At 64.4% G+C, this 25,979-nt stretch carries 25 protein-coding genes; 19 read left to right on the top strand and 6 right to left on the bottom strand.

The window, feature by feature from the left end:
- Positions 1-10 precede the first annotated feature (10 nt).
- Positions 11-316 carry a nickel-binding protein gene (locus tag AC0WRY_RS10635; RefSeq protein ID WP_194406933.1) on the bottom strand — a complete coding sequence of 102 codons (306 nt, stop codon included), beginning with the start codon at positions 314-316 and terminating at the stop codon, positions 11-13.
- A 152-nt stretch (positions 317-468) separates the two neighbouring features.
- On the opposite strand from AC0WRY_RS10635, the gene AC0WRY_RS10640 reads away from it, so the two are divergent.
- Together AC0WRY_RS10640 and AC0WRY_RS10645 are read left to right on the top strand one after the other, a co-directional pair.
- The gene (locus AC0WRY_RS10640; protein ID WP_194406934.1) at positions 469-2,262 is read left to right on the top strand and encodes a winged helix-turn-helix domain-containing protein; all 1,794 of its coding nucleotides are present in this window, start codon (positions 469-471) and stop codon (positions 2,260-2,262) included.
- Between the two features lie 197 nt (positions 2,263-2,459).
- Positions 2,460-2,870: a hypothetical protein gene (locus tag AC0WRY_RS10645; protein WP_194406935.1), complete on the top strand. Its 411-nt coding sequence runs from the start codon at positions 2,460-2,462 to the stop codon at positions 2,868-2,870.
- 39 nt (positions 2,871-2,909) lie between these two features.
- On the opposite strand, the gene AC0WRY_RS10650 is transcribed toward AC0WRY_RS10645, so the two are convergent.
- Entirely contained in the window at positions 2,910-3,590 is a 681-nt protein-coding gene (locus tag AC0WRY_RS10650; RefSeq protein ID WP_194406936.1) for a GntR family transcriptional regulator, read from the bottom strand.
- Positions 3,591-3,762: 172 nt separating this feature from the next.
- Between AC0WRY_RS10650 and AC0WRY_RS10655 the strand changes: the two genes are divergently transcribed.
- From AC0WRY_RS10655 to AC0WRY_RS10670, 4 genes are all read left to right on the top strand, one after another.
- Entirely contained in the window at positions 3,763-5,478 is a 1,716-nt protein-coding gene (locus tag AC0WRY_RS10655) for an IlvD/Edd family dehydratase (protein ID WP_194406937.1), read from the top strand.
- Between the two features lie 57 nt (positions 5,479-5,535).
- On the top strand, positions 5,536-6,543 hold the full coding sequence (locus AC0WRY_RS10660) for a TRAP transporter substrate-binding protein (protein ID WP_194406938.1): 1,008 nt from the start codon (positions 5,536-5,538) through the stop codon (positions 6,541-6,543).
- Between the two features lie 154 nt (positions 6,544-6,697).
- Positions 6,698-7,276, top strand: a complete 579-nt coding sequence (locus AC0WRY_RS10665) for a TRAP transporter small permease (RefSeq protein ID WP_194406939.1) — start codon at positions 6,698-6,700, stop codon at positions 7,274-7,276.
- On the top strand, positions 7,273-8,613 hold the full coding sequence (locus AC0WRY_RS10670; RefSeq protein WP_194406940.1) for a TRAP transporter large permease: 1,341 nt from the start codon (positions 7,273-7,275) through the stop codon (positions 8,611-8,613). The genes AC0WRY_RS10665 and AC0WRY_RS10670 overlap by 4 nt, the downstream gene beginning before the upstream one ends.
- Before the next feature lie 3 nt (positions 8,614-8,616).
- Here AC0WRY_RS10670 and AC0WRY_RS10675 read toward each other — a convergent pair whose 3' ends face one another.
- On the bottom strand, positions 8,617-9,411 hold the full coding sequence (locus AC0WRY_RS10675) for an enoyl-CoA hydratase/isomerase family protein (protein ID WP_194406941.1): 795 nt from the start codon (positions 9,409-9,411) through the stop codon (positions 8,617-8,619).
- A gap of 227 nt (positions 9,412-9,638) precedes the next feature.
- Between AC0WRY_RS10675 and AC0WRY_RS10680 the strand changes: the two genes are divergently transcribed.
- Positions 9,639-10,859, top strand: a complete 1,221-nt coding sequence (locus AC0WRY_RS10680; RefSeq protein WP_194406942.1) for an NAD(P)/FAD-dependent oxidoreductase — start codon at positions 9,639-9,641, stop codon at positions 10,857-10,859.
- On the opposite strand, the gene AC0WRY_RS10685 is transcribed toward AC0WRY_RS10680, so the two are convergent.
- Together AC0WRY_RS10685 and AC0WRY_RS10690 are read right to left on the bottom strand one after the other, a co-directional pair.
- Positions 10,860-11,777: a ribokinase gene (locus AC0WRY_RS10685; protein ID WP_194406943.1), complete on the bottom strand. Its 918-nt coding sequence runs from the start codon at positions 11,775-11,777 to the stop codon at positions 10,860-10,862. It lies immediately after the preceding gene.
- A gap of 18 nt (positions 11,778-11,795) precedes the next feature.
- Positions 11,796-12,689, bottom strand: coding sequence for a sugar kinase (locus tag AC0WRY_RS10690; RefSeq protein WP_194406944.1), 894 nt, complete (start codon positions 12,687-12,689; stop codon positions 11,796-11,798).
- 224 nt (positions 12,690-12,913) lie between these two features.
- On the opposite strand from AC0WRY_RS10690, the gene AC0WRY_RS10695 reads away from it, so the two are divergent.
- The 9 genes from AC0WRY_RS10695 to AC0WRY_RS10735 all read left to right on the top strand — a co-directional run bounded on the left by AC0WRY_RS10695 (position 12,914) and on the right by AC0WRY_RS10735 (position 22,577).
- Entirely contained in the window at positions 12,914-13,762 is an 849-nt protein-coding gene (locus tag AC0WRY_RS10695) for a VOC family protein (RefSeq protein WP_194406945.1), read from the top strand.
- A 213-nt stretch (positions 13,763-13,975) separates the two neighbouring features.
- Complete coding sequence (locus AC0WRY_RS10700; protein WP_194406946.1) at positions 13,976-14,683, top strand: TetR/AcrR family transcriptional regulator; 708 nt, start codon at positions 13,976-13,978, stop codon at positions 14,681-14,683.
- A 325-nt stretch (positions 14,684-15,008) separates the two neighbouring features.
- A complete protein-coding gene (locus tag AC0WRY_RS10705) occupies positions 15,009-15,818 on the top strand; it encodes an ABC transporter permease (RefSeq protein WP_194406947.1) in 810 nt (269 codons plus the stop codon).
- Positions 15,819-15,869: 51 nt separating this feature from the next.
- Positions 15,870-16,862, top strand: a complete 993-nt coding sequence (locus AC0WRY_RS10710) for an ABC transporter substrate-binding protein (RefSeq protein WP_194406948.1) — start codon at positions 15,870-15,872, stop codon at positions 16,860-16,862.
- 59 nt (positions 16,863-16,921) lie between these two features.
- On the top strand, positions 16,922-17,764 hold the full coding sequence (locus AC0WRY_RS10715; RefSeq protein ID WP_194406949.1) for an ABC transporter ATP-binding protein: 843 nt from the start codon (positions 16,922-16,924) through the stop codon (positions 17,762-17,764).
- 203 nt (positions 17,765-17,967) lie between these two features.
- Positions 17,968-19,365: an enolase-like domain-containing protein gene (locus AC0WRY_RS10720; RefSeq protein WP_194406950.1), complete on the top strand. Its 1,398-nt coding sequence runs from the start codon at positions 17,968-17,970 to the stop codon at positions 19,363-19,365.
- Positions 19,362-20,513, top strand: coding sequence for a Gfo/Idh/MocA family protein (locus AC0WRY_RS10725; protein WP_491123064.1), 1,152 nt, complete (start codon positions 19,362-19,364; stop codon positions 20,511-20,513). The genes AC0WRY_RS10720 and AC0WRY_RS10725 overlap by 4 nt, the downstream gene beginning before the upstream one ends.
- A gap of 10 nt (positions 20,514-20,523) precedes the next feature.
- Positions 20,524-21,714 (top strand): dihydrodipicolinate synthase family protein, encoded by a 1,191-nt coding sequence (locus AC0WRY_RS10730; RefSeq protein WP_491123065.1) that lies wholly within the window; start codon positions 20,524-20,526, stop codon positions 21,712-21,714.
- A complete protein-coding gene (locus tag AC0WRY_RS10735) occupies positions 21,714-22,577 on the top strand; it encodes a sugar phosphate isomerase/epimerase family protein (protein WP_491123066.1) in 864 nt (287 codons plus the stop codon). The genes AC0WRY_RS10730 and AC0WRY_RS10735 overlap by 1 nt, the downstream gene beginning before the upstream one ends.
- A gap of 99 nt (positions 22,578-22,676) precedes the next feature.
- On the opposite strand, the gene AC0WRY_RS10740 is transcribed toward AC0WRY_RS10735, so the two are convergent.
- Positions 22,677-23,897 carry a cytochrome P450 gene (locus AC0WRY_RS10740; protein WP_491123067.1) on the bottom strand — a complete coding sequence of 407 codons (1,221 nt, stop codon included), beginning with the start codon at positions 23,895-23,897 and terminating at the stop codon, positions 22,677-22,679.
- A gap of 104 nt (positions 23,898-24,001) precedes the next feature.
- Between AC0WRY_RS10740 and AC0WRY_RS10745 the strand changes: the two genes are divergently transcribed.
- The 3 genes from AC0WRY_RS10745 to AC0WRY_RS10755 all read left to right on the top strand — a co-directional run bounded on the left by AC0WRY_RS10745 (position 24,002) and on the right by AC0WRY_RS10755 (position 25,978).
- Positions 24,002-24,544: a phosphonopyruvate decarboxylase gene (locus tag AC0WRY_RS10745; RefSeq protein ID WP_194406955.1), complete on the top strand. Its 543-nt coding sequence runs from the start codon at positions 24,002-24,004 to the stop codon at positions 24,542-24,544.
- Positions 24,541-25,131: a thiamine pyrophosphate-dependent enzyme gene (locus AC0WRY_RS10750; RefSeq protein WP_194406956.1), complete on the top strand. Its 591-nt coding sequence runs from the start codon at positions 24,541-24,543 to the stop codon at positions 25,129-25,131. The genes AC0WRY_RS10745 and AC0WRY_RS10750 overlap by 4 nt, the downstream gene beginning before the upstream one ends.
- Positions 25,132-25,276: 145 nt before the next feature.
- Positions 25,277-25,978 carry a TetR/AcrR family transcriptional regulator gene (locus AC0WRY_RS10755; RefSeq protein ID WP_491123459.1) on the top strand — a complete coding sequence of 234 codons (702 nt, stop codon included), beginning with the start codon at positions 25,277-25,279 and terminating at the stop codon, positions 25,976-25,978.
- Position 25,979 lies beyond the last annotated feature (1 nt).

Consider the following 25,979-nt stretch of genomic DNA (forward strand, 5'->3'; position numbering starts at 1 on the left):
GCGCTGATTGCTATTCGGCGGCAGCCGTCTGCGGTGTGGGATCGTCGCGGACGACCACGGTCGTGGCGACCTTGTAGAATTCCTCGCCCGGCATGCCGACGCGCCGCGCATGCTCGCGGATCGACTCCCCGTCGCGCGCTTCGTAGATGCAGAAGGTGCCGATGCGCCCGTCGGCCTCATGGACCACGTAGCTGCGGATCCAACGGACGCGGTCGGACATCTGTTCGTTGCCGATCCGCGCGGACTTCGCGCCGGCGGCTTCCAGTTCGTTCAGGTTCGCCCAGGCGCTCGGGCGGCGAATGACATAGAGTTCCATCAAACATCTCCTCAGGGGTTGTCGCCTGCGGGTCGGGAGCGACCCAGGCCGTGAGGAGCTATAGGCGCGGCTAGCGCTGACCGTCCTTACCGTGGGCTGATCATTGCCTGATCCTTGTCTGAACCTTTTCGACCTTGCCAGGACTTAACGATATGACCCTCAGGTTTGGACCCTTCGAGCTCGATGAAGAGGGCCGTGCGCTCATCCATGCGCAGCGGGAAGTCCCGTTGCAGCCGCGTGTGTTCGATCTGCTGGTCTACCTGACCCGCAACCGCGACCGGGTCGTCACCAAGGCAGAGCTGCTTGATACCCTGTGGCCTGATGTCACCGTCACCGACAATTCCTTGCAACGTGCGGTGAGCATGCTGCGTGGCGTGCTGCGCAAGGGTGGCATGGATGGCGCCGTCCGGAATATGCCGGGCAGGGGTTATCGTTTCTGTATCGAAGGCGTATCGGAGCTGCAGGTTGCCGCTCCCGGGGCGAGGGATGAGCAAGCTCCGGACCTGCGGGCGCAAGCGCAGCGTGCCGCTGCCGCGCAAGCCTGGGACGAAGCCGCAGCACTGTTCGAGGCCGTCGATGCCGTTCAACCGCTCGAGGGCGCGGACTTGCATCAATGGGCGCTGGCCCTGCAGTGCACCGGCAAGGCCGATGCAGCCCTTCCGCTCTTGGCTCGCGCAGTTGCCGCCCATACCAGAGCCGGCAAGGTGCCGCTGGCTGTCGTCGATGCCGTCACGCTCTCCGGCTTGCACTTCGAGCGCGGCCAGGCGGCGATTGCCAAGGGCTGGCTGGCACGGGCGGAGGATTGGGCCTCCGAAGTCGAGGATCCCGCCACGACTGCGCTTATTCTCTGGATGAAGTCGAAGGTCGCGGCGTTCGAAGGCGAGCCCGAACAGGCGCTTTCGCTTGCCGATGTCGCGTACAGCACGGTCCGGCACAAGAACGCTCTTGGCATCGAGGCCCTGAGTCTTGCTTATCGCGGGTTCTACCGGCTGTGTCTGGGCGATACACGCGCAGGACTGGCGGATCAGGACCTCGCCGCTGCGATGGCACTCTCCAGCGGCGATATCGATCCAATCATTGGAGGCATCCTCTACTGCAACATCCTGTGGGCGGCGCGGATGTTCGGGGATTGGGCGAGGGCCGACCAGTGGACGCTGGGCTATCAGAAATATTGCACCGAGAGCGGGATGGAATTAACCGGCTCCTGCCAGCTTCATCGGTCGGAAGTCCTTGGCGTCAGGGGCTCGCTCGGCGAAGCCCTGTCGCGCATTCAAGATTCGCTGGCGCGGCTGACCAGTGATGCACCATGGGCGACCGGCGATGCCAATCGCGTGCTCGCTGACATTCAGGCTGCGATCGGGAATGACGACGCCGCGTTCGAGGCCTACGAAAAGGCCTATGCCCTCGGTTGGTGTCCCGAGCCCGGCCGCGCCATGCTCTTGCTGGAACGTGGCGAAGCCGAAGCCGCCTACAGCAGTCTCGAGCGTAGCTTGATCGGAAAATCCTGGTGGACCCTGCAGCGGCGAGGAATATTGTTCGCGCATCTGGCGCTTGCCGCCGCGCATACAGGCCGCCATGAGCAGGCCCGGGAGCTGATCGAAGAGCTTTCCGGAAGTCCCGACCGATGGCCGATGCCGTCGATCCGGGCATTGACGAATGAAGCGCAGTCGGTGCTCGCGCACGCGCGCGATGACTATGAGGCAGCGCTGCGACATCTGCATCTCGCCCGGCAATTGTGGTCGAGCATCGACGGGCGAGTGCAGGCCGTCAGGTTGAGGTTGCGGATCGCGAAGCTGCAATTGGCTCATGATGACGTGCGAGGCGCATCGGCGGAGATTCACGCAGCCCAGCTTGCGGCTGGCGAACTCGGTTCGCGGAAGTTCGAGGCTGCGTGTGCGGCTTTGCGAGGCGAGGCCGATACGCGAGCGACGGGACGAGCTGCCTAGCGACCGTCGCGATACTTGCCCAGCCTTGTCAGCGGCATAGATTTTTCGTTCAGGTCAGCGCGCGCCGCCGCTTGCTTTGGTGTCCCATCCCTTGATGTGGATCAATGGTGCTCCTGTCTTTTGGCTTTCGATCTGCAATCGTAATTCAGCAACGGTTGTGTTGATGACGACGCAAGGACGGTAGCGAAGTCACGACAATGAAACTCAAATTGTCAGTTGCAATACTCGCGATGATCGTCTCCAGACCGGCGCAAGCCGCGACGCTCACCGACGCCGAGGCGGCGTTCCTCGATCAGATGGTCATCGCATCTGTGGTGCTGGAACAGCGATGTGACGGTTACGAGGTTGATGGCAGCGGCAGCGTTCAGCTCGGCGCCCGGCTGCTCGGCAGTCCGGATGCGGCGATGGCCATGATCGACGCCTATGCCGCGGCCATCAAGGCCCGCGATGGCGAGAGCTACGATCCCGCCAAATTCCGTCCCGAAGTGTCCGATGCGGCCAGCAGAACGTTCAGGCATGTTCGGACGGACTTGATCAGGAACCCAAAAAGGGCCTGCGCCGAATATGGCGAGGCGAGCGTGGATCGCGGGTTGTTGAGGCGGTATTGAAGGGGTCTTCGGCGTCATTCTAACCGCAGCTCGACCGATCTACGCGCGAGCTCCTCCAATCCGCGCCAGATAATCCTTCTTGCTGAACTGCATGTGGTCCACGCACAGCTGCGCCAGCGCCCAGCTGTCGCGGCCCCGCAGGAGCTCGATCATCATCTCGTGCTGACGACGTGATTGTGCGAGGCCGTCGCGATCGGCGAGGTTCTTCGCCCGCATCGGTAGTGTCAGGTTCATGTAGTCCTGCAGCGAGCGCACCAGATAGGGATTGCCGCAGGCGGTGAACAGCGCGAGGTGAAAGGCATCGTTGGCTTCATGGATGCCGCGCAGGTCCTGCGCATCCGCCTTGGCGCAATATTGCCGTTGCAGCGCGGTCAGCTCGTCGATCAGGCCCTGCGGCGCGGGCAGGGGGATCATCAGCGCGGCCTGCCGGGTCAGCATCTCCCGGACCTCGTAGATCTGCCGGACCTCCTCGGCCGAGTAGAACCGCACGGTGGCGCCGACATTCCTCTCGCGACGGACGATGCCGCGTCGTTCCGCGTCCACCAGCGCCTGGCGCACGAAATGGCGTGAGGTGCCGTAACGCGACATCAGCGCGTCCTCGGTCAGGCGCGCTCCCGGCGCGAGGCGGCCGAAGATGATGTCCTCCTCCAGCCGCGCGACGACGTTGTCCGGATCGTCGCGCCGGACGGGCATGCTGTCTGCGGTATGAATGTCGGACATGCCCTCGGCCTCCGGCTGCGGCCGGTCTGCCCTGTGGAGCAGGGACAAGGCAGATTGTCAATAATCCAAGTCCGTAGAGGTGTCCCAGGCGCGAAAATGCGACAATATGGACCAATCTTATTGACAATCAGGACGCAGGCTGTACCACAATGGCAAATTGAGGAGTGGCATGATGACGAGTGGGTTGCGCAAGGGTCTGACGAGCTATGGCGATGCCGGCTTCTCGCTGTTCCTGCGCAAGGCGTTCATCAAGGCCATGGGCTATTCCGACGACGCGCTGGAGCGCCCCATCGTCGGCATCACCAACACCTATAGCGACTACAATCCCTGCCATGGCAACGTTCCGCAGATCATCGAAGCCGCCAAGCGCGGCGTGATGCTGTCGGGCGCGATGCCGTTCGTGTTCCCGACCATCTCGATCGCCGAGAGCTTTGCGCATCCGACCTCGATGTACCTGCGCAATCTGATGGCGATGGACACCGAGGAGATGATCCGCGCCCAGCCGATGGATTCGGTGATCGTGATCGGCGGCTGCGACAAGACGCTGCCGGCGCAGGTCATGGCCGCCATCAGCGCCGACCTGCCGACCGTGGTCATTCCGGTCGGCCCCATGGTGGTCGGCCATCACAAGGGCGAAGTGCTGGGGGCCTGCACCGACTGCCGCCGTCTCTGGGCCAAATACCGCGCCGGCGAAATGGACGATTCCGAGATCGAGGCGGTGAACGGGCGTCTGGCGCCGTCGGTCGGCACCTGCATGGTGATGGGCACCGCCTCGACCATGGCCTGCATGATCGAAGCAATGGGCCTGTCGCTGCCGATGAGCGCGACGATTCCCGCGCCGCATGCCGAGCGTTTCCGTCTTGCCGAGGCCAGCGGCAAGGTCGCCGCCGAGATGGCCAAGACCAAGGGGCCGAAGCCGAGCGAGCTGCTGACACCGGCGTCTTTCAAGAACGCGCAGGTGGTGCTTCAGGCCATCGGCGGCTCGACCAACGGCCTGATCCATCTCACCGCGATGGCGCATCGCTCGCCGCATCGGCTCGATCTCGGAGTGTTCGACCAGATCGGCCGCGAGGTGCCGGTGCTGGTCGATCTCAAGCCGTCGGGCGAGCACTACATGGAGCATTTCCATCACGCCGGCGGCGTACCAAAACTGCTCGCGCAGCTCGGCGACCTCGTCGATCTCGACGCCAGGACGATCTCGGGCCAGACGCTGCGCGATGTCGTCGCCAATGCCGAGGACGTGCCAGGGCAGGACGCCATCCGCTCGCGCGACAATCCGATCAAAAAGGAAGGCGGCCTCGCCGTGTTGCACGGCAACCTCGCGCCGCGCGGCGCCGTCATCAAGCAGTCGGCTGCGAGCCCCAAGCTGCTCAAGCATACCGGCCGCGCGGTGGTGTTCGAATCCGTCGAGGACATGACCTTGCGCGTCGACGATCCCGATCTCGATGTCACCGCCGACGACGTGCTGGTGCTGCGCAATGCCGGCCCCAAGGGCGCGCCCGGCATGCCGGAGGCGGGCTATCTGCCGATCCCGAAGAAGCTCGCGCGTGGCGGCACCAAGGACATGGTGCGCATTTCGGACGCGCGCATGAGCGGCACGGCGTTCGGCACCATCGTGCTGCACATCACCCCGGAATCCGCCGTAGGCGGGCCGCTGGCACTGGTGCAGAACGGCGACATGATCAGCCTGGACGTGGCCAAGCGCAGCATCGAGCTGCTGGTCGACGCGGCCGAGCTGGAGCGGCGCCGTGCTGCGCTAAAACCGGCTGCGGCGCCGGAGGAAGCACGCCGCGGCTACGCCTGGCTGTTCAACGAGACCATCATGCAGGCCGACGAGGGCTGCGATTTCGATTTCATGCAGAGGACTGGGAAGACCGAGACGAGCTGACCGAACGACGAACGCTCAGACCGCTTAAAGCGGCGGGCGATACAACAGGGGGAAACGATGATTGCACGATCCATGCCGAGATTCTTCCATGGGTTGACGGCCGCGGCCGCCATGCTTGTCGTCACCGGAGCGGGGGCACAGGAGGTGAAGCATTATCGCTTCGCCTATGACCAGCCGCGCAATACCGGCTATTCCATCGCGGGTGACCTGTTTGCCGAGAAGCTCAAGGAATTGAGCAAGGGCACCATGATCATCGATCAATATCCCGGTGCACAGCTCGGGCAGGAGCCACAAGTGCTCCAGCTCGTGAAAGCCGGCGACGTCGAATTCTCGATCATCTCCTCCGCCAACACGGCGACGATCTCGCCGCAGGCTGGCGTGATGTCGCTGCATTATCTGTTCCGTGACGAGAACCACGTCGTCAAGGGGCTGGCCGATCCCCGCGTGTTCGAAGCGCTCAAGACCATGATCGACGAGACCACGCAGGGCCTGCATGTGATCGCGACCGGCTCGCAGGGCGTGCGCCACATGTACGCCAGGAAAGAGATCCGCAACGTGGGCGACATCAAGGGCGCGAAGATCCGCGTGCAGGCGACCGCAACCGAGGACACCATGTTCCCGGCCTATGGCGCCCAGACCGTGCACATGCCGTTCGGCAGCGTCTACACCAGCTTGCAGACCGGTGTCGTCGACGTCGCCGAGAACAGCATCAACGTCTATCTCGTCAACAAGCACTACGAAGTTGCGCCGGTCCTCAACATCACCGAGCACGAGGCCAACAACGCGCTGGTGTTCATCTCCGACAAGCTCTGGCAGAGCCTGTCTGCCGAGCAGAAGGGCTGGGTGCAGGCCGCGGCCAACGAGGTCAGCACCAAGGAGCCGCAGAAGGCGTTCGACCTCGAGCGCAGCGCGGCCGAGAAGCTGAAGAAGATGGGCGTGAAGATCGTCGACAACGTCGACAAGAAGAGCTTCACGGCGATCGCCGATCCCTATCTCGACAAGCTCGCCAAGGAGCTCGGCCCGCACGCCGAGAAGATCAAGGATTTGATCCGGTCGATCAACTGACCGCCAAGAAGGTCGTCATGCCCGGGCGGAAGCGCGAAGCGCGTCTTCGCGCCAGGTGTCCCGGGCATCCACGTTCTTCCTTCGAGTCCGCGCCGAGTGCGTGGATGGCCGGCACAAGCCCGGCCATGATGGAAAGCCGCAGCCGGGAACAATCATGGCCATCGCCGACAAACTGCTCGTGCAACGCCAACGCCATCTCAAATGGCGCGCGCTCGACTGGCTCGAGCTCGCCCTGATGATCCTCTGCGGCGTGCTATGCTTCGGCTTCTCGCTGTCGGTCACCGCCGACATCGTCACCCGCACCATCGGCCATCCCTGGCTTTGGCTGCAGGAGGTGACCTCGACGCTGTTCATCTATGCGATCTTCGTCGGCACGGCCGCGGCGACGCGCCGCAACGACCATCTCTATCTCACCGCGATCTCCGAGGCGATGCACGGCACCTCGCGGCTGATCGTCGAGGTCATCATCCGCATCGTGGTGCTCGGCGTCGCCTTCTGCCTCGTCTGGTACGGCTATCAGAATTATCTGCGCGGCTTCGGCAGCTTTCGGCTGCCGTCGGGCACGCCGATCGCCTCGCTCTATGCGATCATTCCGTTGTCAGGCGTGCTGATCGGCTTGTTCACCATCGAGCAGCTCGTCAACGGCCTGCGCAACGGCTTTGACCATCCCGAGCCGCCCGAGGAGGACGGAACGCCAGTCGTCACCGACGCGCAGGCGAGGGCTCAGCTATGAGCGCACCTGTTGTCCTGACCTTGATGACGTTCTGCTTCCTGTTCTTCGGCTATCTGGGCGTGCCCGTGCCGTTCTCGCTGATGGCAGGTGTCTTCGTCGGCGCGCTGCTGTCGGATGTTTCGCTCGCCGCGATCATTCAGAAGATCTTCGACGGCGTGGACTCCGAGGCGCTGCTGGCGATCCCGTTCTTCCTGTTGGTCGGCGAGCTCATGAGCTCCGCCAACGTCGTTGTGCGAATAGCCAATCTCTCGGTATCGCTGGTCGGCCATATCAGGGGCGGGCTGTCGCAGGTCGTGGTCGTCTTCAGCATGTTCTTCTCGGAGATGTCGGGCTCGACCACCGCCGACGTCGCCGTGATGAGCCGCGCGCTGGGCGGCCCGATGAAGCGCGAGGGCTATGAGCCCGCCTTCATCGCCGCCATCATTGCCTCGGCCTCGACGATTGCAGCTTTGGTGCCGCCGAGCATCACCGCGGTGGTCTATGGCGCCGTCGGCAACGTCTCGATCGCCGGCCTGTTCATGGCCGGCGTCGTGCCCGGCCTGATGATCGGCTTCGGTCTGATGATCTATTGCTATTTCTTCGGCCCCTCGGGCCTGCGCAAGCCCCGCGCGCCGCTGCGCCAGGTGGTGTTCGCGGCTGGCGATGCGGCGCTGCCGCTGATGATCCCGGTGATCCTGCTCGGCGGCATCCTGACGGGCTGGTTCACGCCGACGGAGGCCGGCGTCGTTGCCGTCGTCTGGATCATTCTGGTGGTCATCCCCGCGCTCAACCGCGGACACATCAAGAAGATCCCTTACGATTTCTGCCTCGCCGGCCTGATCTTCTCGCTGCCGCTGATCACCATCGGCGCCGCCAATGCGTTCGGCTGGATGCTCGCCTATCTGCGCGGTGCGACCTATATCGCCGAGTGGATCACGTCGATCGCCGGTACCGACCCGCATCTGATCATGCTTTTGATGGTGCTGCTGTTCACCATCGTCGGCGACTTCATCGAGCCGGTGCCCACCATCATCATCTTCATGCCGCTGGTCAACGCGCTGACGGAAGCGGGCGACATCAACGCCGTGCACATGGGCGTAGTGCTGATCGCGACGCTCGCCTTCGGCCTGATCACGCCGCCTTACGGGCTGGTGCTGCTGATGGGCTCGAAATTCGTCGGCGTCAGCTTCGCCAAGGCGCTGCGCGCGGCGTTGCCGATCTATGTCGTGTTCCTGGCGACGATCGCGTTCGCGATCTATTTCCCGAGCGTGGTATTGTGGCTGCCGCGGCACGTGCTGCCCGAATCGGTCGGCTGCTTCAAGTCGCCGGCCGGGACGGGCTATATCTGTCCGCAATAGGCGCTACTTGCCCTTGCTGGTGAACTTCTTCACGGCGGTGCGGAAGTCTTCCGTGTTCATCGCCATGATGATCTTGTGCTCCTCGGCATCGAGCTGCTGTTTCACCGGTGTGGTGGCGGCCTGATACACCAGCGACTTGGTGCCTGATATCGCGGCCGGCGGGTTCTGCGCGAGCCGCTCGGCGAGCTGTCGCGTCGCCGCCTTCAATTCCCCGGCGGGAACGACCTTGGCCACCAGGCCCCATTCGTAGGCCTGCTGTGCGGTAAAATTGTCCTCGCCGAGGAAGATCTGCAGCGCCCGGCGCGAGCCGACCGTGCCGACGATTCCGACCGTCGAGCCGCCGTCCGGCGATACCCCGATCTTGGCATAGGCCGGCGTGAACTTGGCATCGTCGGCGGCGATGCAGAGGTCGGTGACGAAGGCGAGGCCCATGCCGGCACCGGCGGCCGAGCCGTGCACGCTCGACACCGAGATTTTCGGCATGCGCCTGATGATCTCGATGAAGGCATGATAGTGCCTTAACAGCTCGCCGACGACCGGTGTCACAGTGCCGGCCTCGGCGGCCGCCCCGATCGTCTGCAGATCGCCGCCGGCCGAGAAGGCGCGGCCTTCGCCCTCGATCACCAGGACCTTGATGGCGTCGTCGCCTTCGATACAGGCGGCGAGCTGCTCGAGCTTCTGCGCAATCGCAAGGTTGATCGAGTTGAACGCGGCGGGGCGGTTGAGCGTGATGGTCGCGATCGGGCCGTCGACCTTGAGCAAGGCGGGATCGTCGGGCTGGGAGATGGGAACTGGCATCTGGATATCCCCGGCATGAGGTGGCTGGCAGCGACTAAATCGCAGAAGGGCGGGGGAGACAATCCCCGCGCTGCGCCCTTGCACTGGGCGGAACGATAGGCTCAAATGGACCCGCCTTTTCCAAGGGACGGACACGAGCGCCGGCTCCTCGTAAGGTCAGCAACCAAAATCAGCGAGAGAGGAGACGGCATGGGTCACGCTCGTGTCTTCCGGAAATGGGCTGTCCGATGAGCGACGGTCCGGTGATCATCGTCGGTGCCGGCCATGGCGGCTACCAGGTCGCGGCATCCCTGCGGCAGGCAGGCTTTGCCGGCCGCATCTGCCTGATCAACGACGAGGCGCATCTGCCCTATCAGCGGCCGCCTTTGTCCAAGGCCTACATCAAGGGCTCGGCCGGTCCCGAGAGCCTGATGTTCCGGCCCGAAAAATTCTACCAGGACCAGAAGATCGAGCTGATCGCCGGCCGGGCGGCGTCGATCGACCGCGCGGCGCGGAAAGTTCATCTCGCTTCGGGCGAGACTCTTGGCTACGGCCACCTCGTGCTGGCGACGGGCGCGCGCAACCGGCTGCTCGATCTGCCCAACGCCAATCTGCCCGACGTGAAATATCTGCGCATCCTCGACGAGAGCGAGGCGTTGCGGGCGATCATGCCGTCGAAGACGCGCGCCGTGATCATCGGTGCCGGCTTCATCGGCCTCGAATTCGCGGCGACCGCGCGGATCAAGGGCCTCGAGGTCGACGTGCTCGAGCTTGCCCCTCGCGTGATGGCGCGCGCGGTGACGCCGGAGGTTTCGGAGTATTTCCAGGAGCGGCATCGCGCGGCCGGCGTCCGCATCCATCTCGGCGTGCAGGCGACCTCGATCGAGGCAGGGAACGGCAAGGTCACCGGCGTGTCCTTGAGCGACGGACGGCATCTGCCGGCCGACCTCGTCCTGGTCGGCGTCGGCGTGCTGCCGAACATCGAGCTCGCGGCGGAGGCGGGCTTGCCGGTCGCCGCCGGCATCATCGTCGACGAATATCTTGCAACGGCCGATCCTGACATCTCCGCGATCGGCGATTGCGCGCTGTTCGCGAGTCCCAGATTCGGCGGATCGCTGCGGCTGGAATCGGTGCAGAACGCGACCGATCACGCCCGCTGCCTCGCGGCGCGGCTGACCGGCGACAAGAAAGCTTATGACGGCCATCCCTGGTTCTGGAGCGACCAGGGCGACGACAAGCTGCAGATCGCAGGCCTGACCACGGGCTATGACCGCGTCGTGCTGCGCGGCAGTCCCGCGAACAAGGCGTTCTCGGCGTTCTGCTACAAGGGCGACAGGCTGCTCGGCATCGAATCGATCAACCGCGCCGGCGATCACATGTTCGGCCGCCGCTTGCAGGCCATGGACCGCTCGATCACGCCGGAGCAGGCCGCGGACGAAAGCTTTGATCTGAAGAGCGCGCTGGCGTGATCAACCAGCGGCGAGAACAGCTTTAACCTCCGCGGCCGCCGGCATCGACGGCCCCGCGCCCATGCGCTGCACGCTGATCGACGCCGCCGCGTTGGCGAAGGCGAGGGCGGCGCGCAGAGGCACGCCGTCAGCCAGTTGCGCCGCCAGCGCGCCGGCAAAGCAGTCGCCGGCGCCGGTGGTGTCGACCGCCTTCACGACGCGCCCGGGCACCGAAAACTCTTCGCGCCCGGCCAGCGCGAGCACGCCGCGCTTGCCGAGCGTGATGCAGATGGTCTGGTCCTCGCGCGCCTGAAGTCGTCGCGCGACGTCGATGATCCGTGTGGCAGTATCGTCTTCGGACAGCTCCATGCAGGCGAGGAAGCCGAGCTCGGTCTCGTTCAGCACGAGGACGTCGACCAGCGCGAGCAGCTCATCGGACATCTTTTGCGCGGGCGCCGGGTTGAGCACGGTGACGACGCCGGCCTCGCGCGCCCGGTGGAAGAACGCGGCGATCGTCGGCAACGGAATCTCGAACTGGCTGACCGCGACATCGCCCTTCAGGAGCGGCACGCCGCCGACATCATCGGCGCTCACCAGCGCGTTGGCGCCGGGAATGACGACGATGGTATTGTCGGCCTCGGCGACCGTGATGATCGCGGTGCCGGTGTGGGCCTCCGCATTCTCCTTGAGATAGCCGAGGTCGATGCCCTGGTCGCCGAGGAAGGCTTTCAGCTCGGCCCCGAAGAAATCCTTGCCCAGCCGGCCGATCAGCGTGGTGCCGGCGCCGAGCCGAGACGCCGCCACCGCCTGGTTCGCGCCCTTGCCGCCCGGAAAATACAGCACCTGCTTGCCGGCGACCGTCTCGCCGACGCGGGGATGGCGATGGGCGGTCGCCACCACATCCATGTTGATGCTGCCGGCGACAAAGACGCGCCCCATGGGAAACCTCGGCGAACGCTAGACCCTGACCTCGAACTCGTGCCTGACCTTGGCGATGTCGACCAGCGTCGGCAGGCCGGCCTCGTTGCCGAGGCGCTGGATCTTGTAGGTCGAGGCGGCCCGCGCGAAATCGAAATGCTCGCGCCAGCTTTTGCCGGGATGGGCGAGGTAGGAATAGACATAGGCGCCGTGGAAGACGTCGCCGGCCCCGTTGGTGTCGATCACCCGCTCGCGCGGGATCGGCATCGCCGGCATCACCTGCACCGTTCCGGTTTCGTCGAACCAGAGCAGGCCCTTCTCGCCCATGGTGACGCCACCGATCCTGCAGCCGCGGCTCTTGAGATAGTCGAGCATTTTCTCCGGCGTTAGGTCCATCTGCTCGCACAGGCGCTCGGCGACGATCGCGACGTCGATGAATTCCAGCAGCTCATGGGTGTTGGTGCGCAGGCCGCCGCCGTCGAGCGAGGTCAGGATGCCGGCCTCGCGGCACACCTTGGCATAATGGATCGCGGCGTCCGGCTGGTGGCCGTCGACATGCAGCGCGCGGCAGCCGCCGAGATTGAGCATCGGGAAGGGATGGATGTGCTCGTCGTCGCGGCAGCGCACGATGGCGCGCTTGCCGTCCTTGGGCATGATGAAGGACAGCGAGGATTGGTTGACCTTCCGCCCGTGCAGCGAGATCGCGTATTTCGCACACATGTCCTGGAACATGCGTCCCAGCCAGTCATTGGCCGCGGTGGCGATGAGATCGGGGACGATGCCGAGCTTGGCGCAGCAGAACGCCGCCGTCACCGCATTGCCGCCGAAGGAGACGGCGTAGTCGGAGGCCACGTGCTTTTCGTCGCCGGTCGGCATGTGGTCGGTGATGAAGACGACGTCGATATAGGTCTGTCCGATGAAGAGAGCCTGCATTGCTTGTCCGTCATGCGCTTGTGGTCCCGGCCGGCGCGCTTACTGTAGCACCGGTTCCGCTCCGGCGGGACGCTGAAATTATTCGCAAATCTGCCGCCCGAAGCGCTTGAGGTCAGCATGGTCAGGGAATACGACCATCACCGGGCAATGCCAAGCCCGGACAAACGCCGTGTTTCTGCCCGGGGGTTCCAGAGCCCTGAAACGGGCGATCAAGAGGGGGAAAGATGATCACCGGCCTCGATCATGTCGTCGTTCTAGTGAGGGACATCGGGGCGGCAAAGGCGGCCTATCAGACGCTGCTGGCCCGTGCGCCGTCTTGGCAAAATTCGGGTGAGGGCGCCGACCGCGTGCTGTTCACCCTCGCAAACATGACGATCGAGTTGATGGCGCCCAGCGGCTTCAGCGTGACGGCGGATCGCATGCGCGCGCTGCTGGACGACCAGGAGGGCGTGCTCGCCAGCCTGTGCTTTCGTGTCGCGGACATGAGCCGGATGCACCGGCGGCTGGAGCGGGTGGCCTTGAATCCGGATCCGGTCGCCGAGGTCGAAAGCAGCGATACGGAAACAGGCAACGTGCTGCACTGGAAGCGCACACGCGCCGCCACGGAACTCACGCGCGGCGTGCGCATGTTCTTCCTCGAGCTCGCCGACGAGCGGCCGCTCTCCCCGGCGACCGACATCGCGCCGATCGACGCGCTCGACCACGTCGTGGTCACCACCGAGGATTCCGAACGAGCCGCCGCGCTCTACGGCGCGCGGCTCGGCCTCGATCTGGCGCTCGACCGCTCGCACCAGGATTGGGGCCAGCTGATGTTCTTCCGCTGCGGCGACCTCATCGTCGAGGTGGTGCGCCGGCCCGTCGCCGGCAGCGACCTCGCGCATGACCGTCTCTGGGGCCTGAGCTGGCGCGTCACCGACATCGACGCCACCCGCGCCCGCCTGATCGCGGCCGGCCTCGACGTCACCGAAGTCCGCAACGGCCGCAAGCCGGGGACGCGGATCATGACGGTGCGGAATGGCACTTGCGGGATTCAGACGGTGCTGCTCGAGCGCTCTCCAAAGCCGGTCGAGTGAGGGACCTCACTCTCGTGTCCCGGACGCGCTGCAACGCTCTTGGCGTTGCTGCGCAGAGCCGGGACCCATCTCTCCACGAATCCGCTGCAACATGGGCCCGGCTCTGCAGCGCACCGCCGAAGAAGCGCTGCGCTGCGTCCGGGGCATGAGATCGTTCTCAAACGCTCGCCCGCGTGTTACAGCTGACGAGAGACCACCCAGCGAGCACACGGTTTGGCGAAGGCAAAGCGAACTCTGAAATGGCAGCGTGACCCCGAGGGGATGCGGCTGCGCATTCTCGAAGCCGCCAAGCAGGAGTTCTCCGCCCATGGTCTCGCCGGTGCGCGGGTCGACCGCATTGCGGCCAAGGCCGGCGCCAACAAGCGCATGCTGTACTATCACGTCGGCAACAAGGACGAGCTCTATCTCGCGGTGCTCGAAGGCGCCTACGACAAGATCCGCAGCGAGGAGCGCGGGCTCGATCTCGAACATCTCGATCCGCCCGAAGCGATCAGGCGCCTGATCGAGTTCACCTGGAATTACTTCCTGCGCAATCCCGAATTCCTGTCGCTGCTCCAGACCGAAAACCTCGCGCGCGCCAAGCATCTGAAGAAGTCGACCAAGGTCAAGTCGATGCACTCGCCCTTCGTCGAGATGATCCGCACCGTGGTGCGGCGCGGCGTCGACAGCGGCGACTTCCAGGTCGCGGTCGACCCGGTGCAGCTCTACATCTCGATCGCCGGGCTCTGTTTCTTCTATCTCTCCAACTCGGCGACGCTCAGCGTGATCTTCGGCCGCGATCTCCTGGACAAGAAGGCCAAGGACGAGCGGCTGGCGCACATGGTGGGCCTGGTGCTGGCCGCGCTGACCGGACAGTCCGTTGCCCTGTTCGAGATCGCGAAGGCGCCGAAGTCGCGCACCGCGTTGGCGCAGACGGTCTAGCGACGTTCCGTTGCCACTCTCTTTGCTGTCATCGCCCGACTTGATCGGGCGATCCAGTATTCCAAAGGCGGTTTTGATTGAGCCGAGAAGCCGCGGCGTACTGGATTCCCCGCCTTCGCGGGGAATGACACCGAGGGTGGGTCGCTCTCGTGGCCCGGACGCAGCGGGGCGCTCTTGCGGTGCGCCGCAGAGCCGGGACATGGGCGCGACCGTCCCGCCACCCCAACGGAACCCCGGCACAAAACGTCACAGGGAAAGCTCTGGACAGTATTTATCCAACGGGTTAATTTCTCCCCACAACGAAGAAGACTGCCGGGAGTGAAAATTGGCCGAGCCGAAGCCGCAAAACGCTGTTTCCAAGATGCTGAATGCAGCCTGGGTTCGGCCGTTCTTGTTCCTGGTCTTCATCGTCGTTGCCTGGGATCTCGCGATCCGTCTGTTCAGGATCCCTGCCTACCAGATCCCGTCGCCGCTCGATGTCGTCGCCGTGCTGCGGACTGAATGGCCGGAGCTGCTGCGCCAGTCCTGGCCGACCACCTATGCGACCGTCTGCGGCTTCCTGCTGTCGGCGCTGTTCGGCATTCCCGTCGCGATGCTGATCGCGGGCTCGAAGACGGTGGAGAGCTACGTCTATCCGCTGCTGGTGTTCTCGCAATCCGTGCCGAAGATCGCGATCGCGCCGCTGTTCGTGGTCTGGTTCGGCTTCGGCATCATTCCCAAGGTGATTTCCGCGTTCCTGCTCGGCTTCTTCCCGGTGGTCGTCTCCGCCGTGCAAGGCTTCAAATCGGTCGACCCTGATATGGTCGATCTCGCCCGCGCCATGCAGGGCAGCCGTTTCCAGGTGTTTTGCGCGGTGAACCTGCCGCACGCGCTGCCGGCGATCTTCTCAGGGCTGAAAGTGTCGGTGACGCTCGCCGTGGTCGGCGCCGTCGTCGGCGAGTTCGTCGGCTCCAATTCCGGCATCGGCTACGTCATGCAGCGCTCGATCGGCACGTTCGACCTGCCGACGATGTTCGCAGCGCTCGTGATCCTCGCTCTGCTCGGCGTGGTCCTGTTCTGGATCGTCGACCGCATCGAGAAGCTGGTGATTCCCTGGCATGTCAGCCAGCGCGAGGACGTGATTTTCGCCTCTTAACTTAAGCAACGGCCGTCAATGGCCGAAACATAACGACAAGGGAGAGTGACGATGAAGCGTTTGATTGGGGCTGCGTCAGCGGCGTTGATGCTGTTCGCGGCCATGCCCGCGCAGGCAGCCGACAAGGTCGTGCTGATGCTGAATTGGTACGTCTATGGCGAGCACGCGCCGTTCTACTACGGCAAGGCCAAGGGCATCTATGCCGCCGAGGGCATCGACCTCGAGATCCAGGAAGGCCGCGGCTCGGCTGCGACCACGCAGGCCGTCGCGGCGAAGACCGCCGATTTCGGCTATGTCGACGTGCCCACTATGATGCGCGCGGCGATCAAGGGCGCGCCCGTGGTCGCGACCGGCGTGCTGCTGCAGACCTCACCGATGTCCGCCATGGGCTTCGTCGACAAGAACATCAGGAAGCCCGAGGACATCAAGGGCAAGACGGTGGCGATCACGCCCGCGGATTCCATGACCCAGATCTGGCCGCTGTTTCTGAAGAAGACCGGCCTGAAGGAGAGCGACTTCCAGACGGTTGCCGGCGACGGCCAGACCAAGCTCAATGCCGTCATCAACGGCCAGGCTGATCTGCTGCTCGGCTATGTCATGGATCAGTCCATGAAGATCAAGGACGCCACCGGCAAGGACGTTTATCCGATCAAGTTCGCCGACTACGGCATCAACATGGTTTCCTCCGGAATCATCGCCAACACCGATTACGTGAAGGCCAATGCCGACCTCGTCCGCCGCTTCATGTCGGCGACGACCAAGGCCGTCGAGGCCGCCGAGAAGGAGCCGAAGGCGGCAGCGCAATCGATCCTCGATGCCAACCCCAAGGGCGGCAAGATCGACACGCTGACGCAAGGTTTCGAGCTGACCATCCCGCTCTACCGGACCGCGGAGACCAAGACCAAGCGGCCTTTCCAGGTCACCGATCAGAACATGACGGAAACGGTCAATCTGCTGGTTGAATATGGCGGGCTGGATGCCAAGGCCAAGGACCACCCGAAGGCCTTCTACACCAATGATTACCTGCCGAAGAGCGGTTCGTGAGCGATGATTTTCCGCTGTCGTCCCTGCGTTCGCAGGGACGACGGTTGGAGAGAGGTGAGATGAACCCAGCGACCAAGCCAATCGATATGCAACCGTCCACCCATCTGCGCCTGGTCTCAGACCGCGCGGGCGATGCTTCGGGCATCAGACTATCGGGCGTGTCCAAGACCTACCGGACGCGCGATGGCGACGTGCCGTCGCTGCGGCCGCTCGACTTCCATATCAATGACGGCGAGTTCTTCGTCGTGGTCGGCCCCTCCGGCTGCGGCAAGTCTACGCTGCTCAAGCTGATCTCGGGATTGCTGCCGCCGACGTCGGGCGAGATCCTGGTCGAGGGCGAGAAGGTGACGACGCCGCACGGCAATGTCGGCATCGTCTTCCAGAACGCGTTGCTGCTGCCCTGGCGCAACATCCTGAGCAACGTGATGTTGCCGATCGACATGAAGCGACTGCCGCGGCAGGAATACCTCGATCGCGCCAAGTCACTGTTGAAGCTGGTCGGTCTCGAGGGCTTCGAGAAGAAGCTGCCCTGGCAGCTCTCCGGCGGCATGCAGCAGCGCGCTTCGATCTGCCGAGCGCTGGTGCACGATCCCAGGATCATGCTGATGGACGAGCCGTTCGGCGCGCTCGATGCGCTGACGCGCGAGCGCATGAACGTCGAGCTGATGCGAATCCAGCGCGAGACGAAGAAGACCGTGCTGTTGATCACGCATTCGATTCCGGAAGCCGTGTTCCTCGCCGACCGCGTGCTGGTCATGACCGAGCGCCCCGGCGCAATCGCCGCGATCTACGACGTGCCGCTGCCGCGCCCGCGCTCGCTCGACGTGATGGCCGACCCAGTGTTCACCGAGCTCGTGCAGCGCATCCGCAAGCATTTCTTCTCGCAAGGGGCGTTGGATTAGAGTGGTCATCGGATTCTCATTGATCGCCTCAAGCGCGGTGCGCTCCCTCCCCCGCTTGCGGGGGAGGGTTGGGGAGAGGGTGTCTCCACTCGCGAGAACCCCCCGGAAGAGAAAGCCTTCACCCGGCGCTTTGCGCCGACCTCTCCCGCAAGCGGGAGAGGTGCAACGCCGCCTGAGCTGCATCTCGGGAAAGAACTAACACCATGGCGCCGCGCCTGAAGCTGCGAGACATCGCCTTCTTCGAACGTCCCGTGCATTTCGCGCGGCCGTTCCGCTTCGGCGCGATTACAATTAATGCAACGCCGCAGCTCTTCGTGAGGGTCGAGATCGAGGTCGAGGGCAGGGGCGTTGAGGTCGGCGCCAGCGCCGAGCTGCTGGTGCCGAAATGGTTCGACAAGCGGCCGGAGCTGTCGCCGGCGCAGACGGTCGACGGGCTGCGACGGTCGCTGGAGATCGCGCGCGGGCTCTATCTGGCGAGCACGGGATATCAGACGGCGTTCGGTCTGCACGCCTCGTGCATGAATGCCCAGGTCGCGGCTTGCGCGAAAGAGAACATTCCGCTGCTTGCCGCCGCGTATGGTCCCGCGGAAATCGACAAGGCAATCCTCGATGCGCTGCTGCGCGCCGCAGAGACAAGCTTTTTCCGCGGAATGGCCGCGAACGTCGCCGGCATCGATGCGCGGCTTTCTCCTGACCTGAGCGAGAGGGACATCACGACTTTTCTCGCCAGCCGGGTGCCGCTGCAGCGTGTTGCTATCAGGCATACGGTTGGTCTCGATGATACGATCGAAGGCGAGGGCGGCGTTGCCGACTCGCGCGAGAGCGCTGGTGCTCGTTACTACAAGCTCAAGCTGTCCGGCGACCCCGTCGCCGATGGGGCGCGCCTGGCGCGGATCGGCAAGGAGCTCGATATGTTGGGGGGTGACACCAGCGTCACGCTCGATGCCAATGAGCAATATGCCGACCTTGCCCCGTTGCAGGCCTTGATGGACCGGCTCGATCATGACGCCGCGCTGCGGCCGATCGCCTCGCGCTTGCTCTATGTCGAACAGCCGATGCCGCGCGATATCACGCGGCAGTCCCCGCTCGGCGCTCTAGCCGCCCGCGGTTTCATCGTCGACGAAGCCGACGATTCCTACGATGCCTTCCCGGCGGCGCGGGCGCTCGGCTATCGCGGCATCTCCTCGAAGTCCTGCAAGGGCCTCTACAAATCCATCGTCAATGCAACGCGCGCAGCGAAATGGAGCGGGGAAGGCGAGCAGTTCTTCGTCTCCGGCGAGGACCTCACCTGCCAGGCCGGCCTTGCCGTGCAGCAGGACCTCGCGCTCGGCGCGTTTATCGGCGCCACCCACGCCGAGCGCAACGGCCATCATTATGTCGATGGCTTCGGTGAAACGCCTCTCGCCGAAGCGCAGGCCTTTGCCACCGCGCATCCCGATCTCTACGCCGATGCCGGGCAGGGCATCCGCCTCTCCATTCACGACGGCGATCTCCTGACGGGATCGCTCCATGCTGCGGGCTTTGCGACGTCGGTCCATCCGGACTGGTCGGCGCTCAGCCCGCTCGAACAGCCAAAATCACCTAGGGAGCAATTGGCATGACCACCCAACGCCTCGGTCTCATCATGAACGGCGTCACCGGCCGCATGGGGCTCAACCAACATCTGATCCGCTCGATCGTCGCGATCCGCGAGCGGGGCGGGGTGCGCCTGAAGAACGGCGATCGCGTCATGCCGGATCCGATCCTGGTTGGCCGCAGCGCCGAGAAGGTCGAGGCGCTCGCCAAGCGTTACAACATCACGCGCTGGACCACCGATCTCGATGCCGCGCTCGCCGACAAGAACGACACCATGTTCTTCGACGCCGCGACCACACAGGCGCGGCCGGGACTGCTGACCCAGGCCATCAATGCCGGCAAGCACGTCTATTGCGAGAAGCCGATCGCGACGAATTTCGAGGAGGCGCTCGAGGTCGTGAAGCTGGCGAACGCCAAGGGCGTCAAGCACGGCACGGTGCAGGACAAGCTGTTCCTGCCCGGCCTGAAGAAGATCGCCTTCCTGCGCGACTCCGGCTTCTTCGGTCGCATCCTCTCGGTGCGCGGCGAGTTCGGCTATTGGGTGTTCGAAGGCGGCTGGCAGGAGGCGCAGCGGCCATCCTGGAACTACCGCGACGAGGACGGCGGCGGCATCATTCTCGACATGGTCTGCCACTGGCGCTATGTGCTCGACAACCTCTTCGGCAACGTCCAGAGCGTGAGCTGCATCGGCAATACCGACATTCCCGAGCGTTTCGACGAGCAGGGCAAGAAGTACAAGGCGACCGCGGACGATTCCGCCTACGCGACGTTCCAGCTCGAGGGCGGCATCATCGCCCACATCAACATGTCCTGGGTGACGCGCGTCTATCGCGACGACCTCGTCGCCTTCCAGGTCGACGGCACGCTCGGCTCGGCGGTTGCTGGCCTCACCGACTGCATGATCCAGGCGCGGCAGGCGACCCCGAGGCCGGTGTGGAATCCCGACGAGAAGCGGCTGCATGATTTCTACGGCGACTGGCAGAAGCTGCCCGACAATGTCGCCTACGACAACGGCTTCAAGGAGCAGTGGGAGATGTTCATCCGCCACGTCTACGAGGATGCCCCCTACAAGTTCACGCTGCTTGAAGGCGTCAAGGGCGTGCAACTCGCCGAATGCGCGCTGAAGAGCTGGAAGGAGCGGCGCTGGATCGACGTCGCGCCAATCAAGGCCTGAGGAGGGACACATGAACAAGCCCGTCCAACCCATGTCGTCGTTGTCCCTGAAGCTGCCGAAGGCCGATCGCTCGATCGAGACTTACCGGTTAGCTGCCTCGCGCACGTTTCCCGCAAAGCTCGAGGGGCCGCTGAACCGTATCGCGTTCTCCGCGGTGCATACCGTGGCCGATCCCTTCGCGGACAATGATCCCTGGCTCTCGGTTGCCGTCGACTGGGACAAGACCATCGCCTTTCGCGAACACGTCTGGGACCTCGGCCTCGGCGTTGCCGAAGCGATGGACACCGCGCAGCGCGGCATGGGGCTGGATTGGCCGACCTCGCTCGAGCTGATCACGCGCTCGGTCGGCGCCGCCAAGCGGCGCAACGCGCTGTTGTTCTCGGGCGCCGGCACCGATCATCTCGCGGTCGAGGACGCCGGGAGCCTCGATGATGTGATCCGCGCCTATGAGGAGCAGATTTCGGCCGTCGAGAAGGTCGGCGGCCGCATCATCCTGATGGCCTCGCGTGCCCTGGCGAAACTCGGCCGCAACGCCGACGACTACGCCAAGGTCTATGACCGCGTGCTGTCGCAAGTCCGCGAGCCCGTGATCATCCATTGGCTCGGCGACATGTTCGATCCCGCGCTGTCAGGATATTGGGGCACCGGGGATCTCGACAAGGCGATGGACACGGCCGTCGCCATTATCAACGGCAACGCCGCCAAGGTTGACGGCGTCAAGGTCTCGCTGCTCGACAAGCAGCGCGAGATCGACATGCGCCGTCGTCTCGACAAGCGCATCAAGATGTATACCGGCGATGATTTCAACTATGCGGAGCTGATCGCCGGCGACAGCGAAGGCTTTTCACACGCGCTGCTCGGCATCTTCGATGCCATCGCACCGGCGGCGTCCTATGCGCTGTCGCGGCTGGCGGCCGGCGACGAGGCCGGCTTCCACGACGTGCTGGGGCCGACCGTGCCGCTGTCGCGCCACATCTTCAAGGCGCCGACGCGCTTCTACAAGACCGGCGTCGTGTTCATGGCCTACCTTAATGGCCACCAGGACCATTTCACCATGGTCGGGGGACAGGAGAGCACGCGCTCCACGCTGCATCTCGCAGAGCTGTTCCGTCTCGCCGACAAGGCCGGCCTGCTCGCCAATCCTGAACTCGCGACGCAGCGGATGAAGACCGTGCTCGCTACCCACGGTATCGAATCCTGATGCGCGATTTCTCGTCCGACCATCGCTGGCTGTCGCTGAACACGGCGACCGTCCGCAAGCAGGGTAACCTCGTCGAAATCATCGAGGCCTGTGCCAGGCACGGCGTCCGCGCCATCGATCCCTGGCGCGACCAGGTTGCGTCCGTCGGTCTGGAGCGTGCCGCGCGCGCGGTGCGGGATGCCGGCCTCGATCTCTCAGGCTATTGCCGCGGCGGCATGTTCACCTCGGACGCTTCGCGCCGGGGCGAGGTCCGCGACGACAACCGCCGCTGCGTCGACGAAGCCAAGGCGCTGGGCGCGCCCTGCATCGTTCTCGTCGTCGGCGGCCTGCCGCAATATTCGCGGCCGGGCAGCGATGCGTCGAAGGACATCGCGGCAGCGCGCGGGCAGGTCGAGGAGGCGCTGGCCGACATGCTCGACTATGCCAAACAGGCAAAGCTGCCGCTGGCCATCGAGCCCTTGCATCCCGCTTATGCGGCCGACCGTGCCTGCGTGAACACGACAAAGCAGGCGCTCGATATCTGCGACCGGCTCGACCCCGGCCGCACCGGCATGCTCGGCGTCGCGCTCGACGTCTATCACATCTGGTGGGATCCGGATCTGATGGAGCAGATCGCGCGTGCCGGTCAGGATCGCCTGCTGGCCTTCCACGTCTGCGACTGGCTGGTGCCGACCAGGGACATCCTCAACGACCGCGGCATGATGGGCGACGGCGTCATCGACATCAAATCTGTGCGTGCTGCGGTCGAGGCGCAGGGCTTTGCCGGCTATTCCGAGATCGAGATCTTTTCCAACGATTGGTGGGGCAAGCCGATGGACGAGGTGCTCAGCACCTGCATCACCAGGCACAAGACGGTGGTGTAGGTAATTTGACACCGTGCGCCTGCCCGTCTGATTGACGAGTTGAATCAGAGGGTTGGCTACTGTGCATGGGGTTGTTTTCGCAATTTTTGTTTTGGCGCCTCAGCCGATCGTGCAGGGCACGCTCAAAAAGCCGCGAAACCGCACCCGGCCGCCCCGCACCGGCTGTCCGCTCACGGCATAGTTCGGGAAGCGCGCCAGGAAGCGTGAGATCGCGATCGCGCCTTCCAGACGCGCCAGCGCCATGCCTGCGCATTGATGCGCGCCGGTGGCGAAGGCGAGGTGCCGGTTTGGCGTACGCGCGACGTCGAAGCGTTCGGGGTCCGGAAACTGCGCGGGATCGCGGTTGGCCGCGCCGATGCACAGCGTCACCGAGGTGCCGGCTTCGAGCATGACGCCGCCGAGCTCGACGCGCTCGGTTGTCATGCGGTTGCCGAGCTGGTTCGAACTCTCGTAGCGCAGCATCTCCTCGACGGCCGTCTTGATCAGGTCCGGATGGTCGATCAGGCGCTGCTTCTGGTCGGGATTGCGGTCCAGCGCGACGAGGCCGTTGCCGATCAGGTTGGTCGTGGTCTCGTGGCCGGCATTGAGCAGGAAGATGCAATTGTGCAGCAACTCCTTCTCGGTCAGCCGCTCGCCATTCTCCTCGCCCTGGATGAGCCGCGTCAGCACGTCACGCTCGGCATTGCCCGGCTTCGCACGCCGGCGCGCCACTAGCGTTTCCAGATAGGCCAGGAAATCCGTCACCGCCTTGTTGCCGCGCGCGGCGGCGGCGGGCGACACGACGGGTTCGAGCGCCCCGAGGATCGCCAGCGACCAGTCGCGCAGCGGCCCGCGTTCCTCGTGAGGCACGTCGAGCAGATTGCCGATCACCTCGATCGGAATCGAGGCTGCGAAGTCCTCGATCAGCTCGCACGCGCCCTTGGTTGCGATGGCGTCGAGCAGGCCGTCGACCAGCTTGATGAGATCACCCTCCATCCCAGCAATTGCACGCGGTGACAGCGCCCCCATGATCAGGCGCCGCACGCGCGTGTGCGCCGGCGGATCGTTGAAGACAAGGCTGGTGGTGTGGTGCTCGTAGAGCGGGGTGTCGCCGTATTTCGGCGCGAACTCGCGCTTCTTGTCCGAGCTGAACGACTTCGTGTTCTTGTAGGTCGTGACCAGATCGTCGTAGCGGGTCAGAAACACGGTGCCATTCGGCAGGCGCTTGACCGGCTCGTTCTCCCGCAGTGCACGATAGGTCGGATAGGGGTTGTCGTAGAACTCGGGCGTCAGCTTCTCGAGGTCGAAGCTTGCCGCCAGCTCCTTCGCATCTGCGTTCATCCCGTTATACTCGCCGGTTAAAGCCGATATGCCGTTTTTGTTGTTCGGTCGACGCGAGCATGCGTCTACAGTCTTCGAACACTGCTAGCCGACCGGACAGGAAAATGCACGCGCGCGCTGACGCTCCCGACACGGCCCCGACTTGGCCCGATGATATCTTTGCAACCCTGCAACGCTTCGACGTCCGCCAGGTGCCTTATGTGCCTGACGCAGGCCATTCGAAGCTGATCAACCGCGTGTTGGCCTCACCGACGATGCGCGGCATTCCCCTGACGACGGAGGAGGAGGGCGTTGCGCTCCTCGCCGGCGCCTGGACCGGCGGGCAGCGCGGCGTGCTGCTGATGCAGTCGAGCGGCGTCGGCAATTGCATCAACATGCTGTCGCTGATCCCGATCCTGCGCTTTCCATTCCTCACCCTCGTGACCATGCGCGGCGAGTGGGGCGAGTTCAACCCGTGGCAGGTGCCGATGGGATCGACCACGCAGGGCGTGTTCGAGCTCTCGGGCGTCCAGGTGCTGCGCGCCTCGCACGCGGCCGAGGTGCCGGCCGTGTTGGAGGCTGCTGCATCGCAGGCCTACAACGCGCTGACGCCCACCGCTGTCCTCCTGTCGCAGCGCCTGATCGGCGCCAAGGTTTTCACCAAATGAGCAAGGCCAATCTCCTCGACCGCCGGCAGGTGGTCTCCACACTACTTGCGAACCGCAAGGACGTCGTCGCGATCGGCGGCCTCGGGGCCTCCACCAACGACATGTGCGCGGCCGGCGACCACGCCCGTAACTTCTACCTCTGGGGCGGCATGGGCGGCGCTGCGATGATCGGGCTCGGCCTCGCACTGGCGCAGCCGAAGCTGCCGGTCTTGGTCATTACCGGCGACGGCGAGATGCTGATGGGCCTGGGCAGCTTTGCCACCATCGGCCTGCAGAAGCCGTCCAACCTGTCGATCGCGGTGCTCGATAACGAGGCCTATGGCGAGACGGGCGGGCAGACCAGCCACACTTCGGCGGCCGCCGATCTCGTCGGCGTCGCCCGCGCCTGCGGCATCAATGACAGCCGTTCTGTCACGACCATGGCCGAGGTCGAGGCCTTCGCCAAAGCCGTCCATGACGTCTCGGCCGGGCCGCGCTTTGCCAATATCAAGATCGGCAGCGCCGAGCTGGAGCGGATTTTGCCAAGCCGGGACGGGACTTACATTCTCAACCGGATCCGCGGCGACCTCGGCTTCCAGCCGATCTAGGGCGGCCCTGTCCCTTCCGGTGGCGCCTAGGTCCTGCACGCGAACCGAGCGGGCGGGATCAATTTCCACTGAATTTACAACGCACTTAGGTTGCGATGCAACATAATGCTTGACTTCTGCGTGGGTGAGTGCTTACTCACCCAGCATGAGCTCATTGCGTATGACGAGCGACCTGAGGCGTCAATTGATCCTCGGTGCCGCGAAGCGCTGCTTTGCCCGACATGGCTATACCGGCACCACGACGAAGAGCGTGGCGGCCGCCGCTGCCATTTCCGAGGCGCTGCTGTTCAAGCATTTCCCGTCCAAGGCGGCGCTCTACGCCGAAATCCTCAGCGACGAATGCGAGGCCGATCCGGCGCTCACCGAACTTCTCGAACGGGAGCCTTCGACCGCCACACTGGTCGAGGTGATCCGCGGCATGGTCCAGCATTTCCTCCACATCGCCGATGGTCCCGATCAGGAAGAGGCACAGCGGTTGCGACTGATGGCCACGAGCCATTTGGATGATGGCGAATTCGCCCGGTTGCTGTATGCCAAGATCGAGACGCTGATCGGGGCGATCTTCGTCGCCTCGCTCGAACGTGCCGTTGTCGCCGGGGACGCGCGGCCATGCAGCGGCGATCCGCTCAACCTGTTCTGGTTTGCGCATCACACGGTGATGACCACGGCGCTGACCAGACTTTCGGCCACGCCTTGCCTGGTCTACGGCAAGGCTGACGACCTCGAGCGGCAGCTGTGTGAGTTTCTCCTGAGAGGTATCGGACTTAACGACGCCGCAATTGCTTCGCATCTGGGCCACGATGAGGCCGCGGATGCCGGCAGGACGGCGATTGCAGAAAGTGCATGAC

Source organism: Bradyrhizobium sp. T-12 (assembly GCF_058314695.1).

Excerpts from the sequence above, each read along its gene's own strand:
- AC0WRY_RS10635 (WP_194406933.1), bottom strand. The coding sequence starts at position 316 with ATGGAACTCTATGTCATTCGCCGCCCGAGCGCCTGGGCGAACCTGAAC.
- AC0WRY_RS10640 (WP_194406934.1), top strand. The coding sequence starts at position 469 with ATGACCCTCAGGTTTGGACCCTTCGAGCTCGATGAAGAGGGCCGTGCG.
- AC0WRY_RS10645 (WP_194406935.1), top strand. The coding sequence starts at position 2,460 with ATGAAACTCAAATTGTCAGTTGCAATACTCGCGATGATCGTCTCCAGA.
- AC0WRY_RS10650 (WP_194406936.1), bottom strand. The coding sequence starts at position 3,590 with ATGTCCGACATTCATACCGCAGACAGCATGCCCGTCCGGCGCGACGAT.
- AC0WRY_RS10655 (WP_194406937.1), top strand. The coding sequence starts at position 3,763 with ATGACGAGTGGGTTGCGCAAGGGTCTGACGAGCTATGGCGATGCCGGC.
- AC0WRY_RS10660 (WP_194406938.1), top strand. The coding sequence starts at position 5,536 with ATGATTGCACGATCCATGCCGAGATTCTTCCATGGGTTGACGGCCGCG.
- AC0WRY_RS10665 (WP_194406939.1), top strand. The coding sequence starts at position 6,698 with ATGGCCATCGCCGACAAACTGCTCGTGCAACGCCAACGCCATCTCAAA.
- AC0WRY_RS10670 (WP_194406940.1), top strand. The coding sequence starts at position 7,273 with ATGAGCGCACCTGTTGTCCTGACCTTGATGACGTTCTGCTTCCTGTTC.
- AC0WRY_RS10675 (WP_194406941.1), bottom strand. The coding sequence starts at position 9,411 with ATGCCAGTTCCCATCTCCCAGCCCGACGATCCCGCCTTGCTCAAGGTC.
- AC0WRY_RS10680 (WP_194406942.1), top strand. The coding sequence starts at position 9,639 with ATGAGCGACGGTCCGGTGATCATCGTCGGTGCCGGCCATGGCGGCTAC.
- AC0WRY_RS10685 (WP_194406943.1), bottom strand. The coding sequence starts at position 11,777 with ATGGGGCGCGTCTTTGTCGCCGGCAGCATCAACATGGATGTGGTGGCG.
- AC0WRY_RS10690 (WP_194406944.1), bottom strand. The coding sequence starts at position 12,689 with ATGCAGGCTCTCTTCATCGGACAGACCTATATCGACGTCGTCTTCATC.
- AC0WRY_RS10695 (WP_194406945.1), top strand. The coding sequence starts at position 12,914 with ATGATCACCGGCCTCGATCATGTCGTCGTTCTAGTGAGGGACATCGGG.
- AC0WRY_RS10710 (WP_194406948.1), top strand. The coding sequence starts at position 15,870 with ATGAAGCGTTTGATTGGGGCTGCGTCAGCGGCGTTGATGCTGTTCGCG.
- AC0WRY_RS10715 (WP_194406949.1), top strand. The coding sequence starts at position 16,922 with ATGAACCCAGCGACCAAGCCAATCGATATGCAACCGTCCACCCATCTG.
- AC0WRY_RS10720 (WP_194406950.1), top strand. The coding sequence starts at position 17,968 with ATGGCGCCGCGCCTGAAGCTGCGAGACATCGCCTTCTTCGAACGTCCC.
- AC0WRY_RS10725 (WP_491123064.1), top strand. The coding sequence starts at position 19,362 with ATGACCACCCAACGCCTCGGTCTCATCATGAACGGCGTCACCGGCCGC.
- AC0WRY_RS10730 (WP_491123065.1), top strand. The coding sequence starts at position 20,524 with ATGAACAAGCCCGTCCAACCCATGTCGTCGTTGTCCCTGAAGCTGCCG.
- AC0WRY_RS10735 (WP_491123066.1), top strand. The coding sequence starts at position 21,714 with ATGCGCGATTTCTCGTCCGACCATCGCTGGCTGTCGCTGAACACGGCG.
- AC0WRY_RS10740 (WP_491123067.1), bottom strand. The coding sequence starts at position 23,897 with ATGAACGCAGATGCGAAGGAGCTGGCGGCAAGCTTCGACCTCGAGAAG.
- AC0WRY_RS10745 (WP_194406955.1), top strand. The coding sequence starts at position 24,002 with ATGCACGCGCGCGCTGACGCTCCCGACACGGCCCCGACTTGGCCCGAT.
- AC0WRY_RS10750 (WP_194406956.1), top strand. The coding sequence starts at position 24,541 with ATGAGCAAGGCCAATCTCCTCGACCGCCGGCAGGTGGTCTCCACACTA.
- AC0WRY_RS10755 (WP_491123459.1), top strand. The coding sequence starts at position 25,277 with ATGAGCTCATTGCGTATGACGAGCGACCTGAGGCGTCAATTGATCCTC.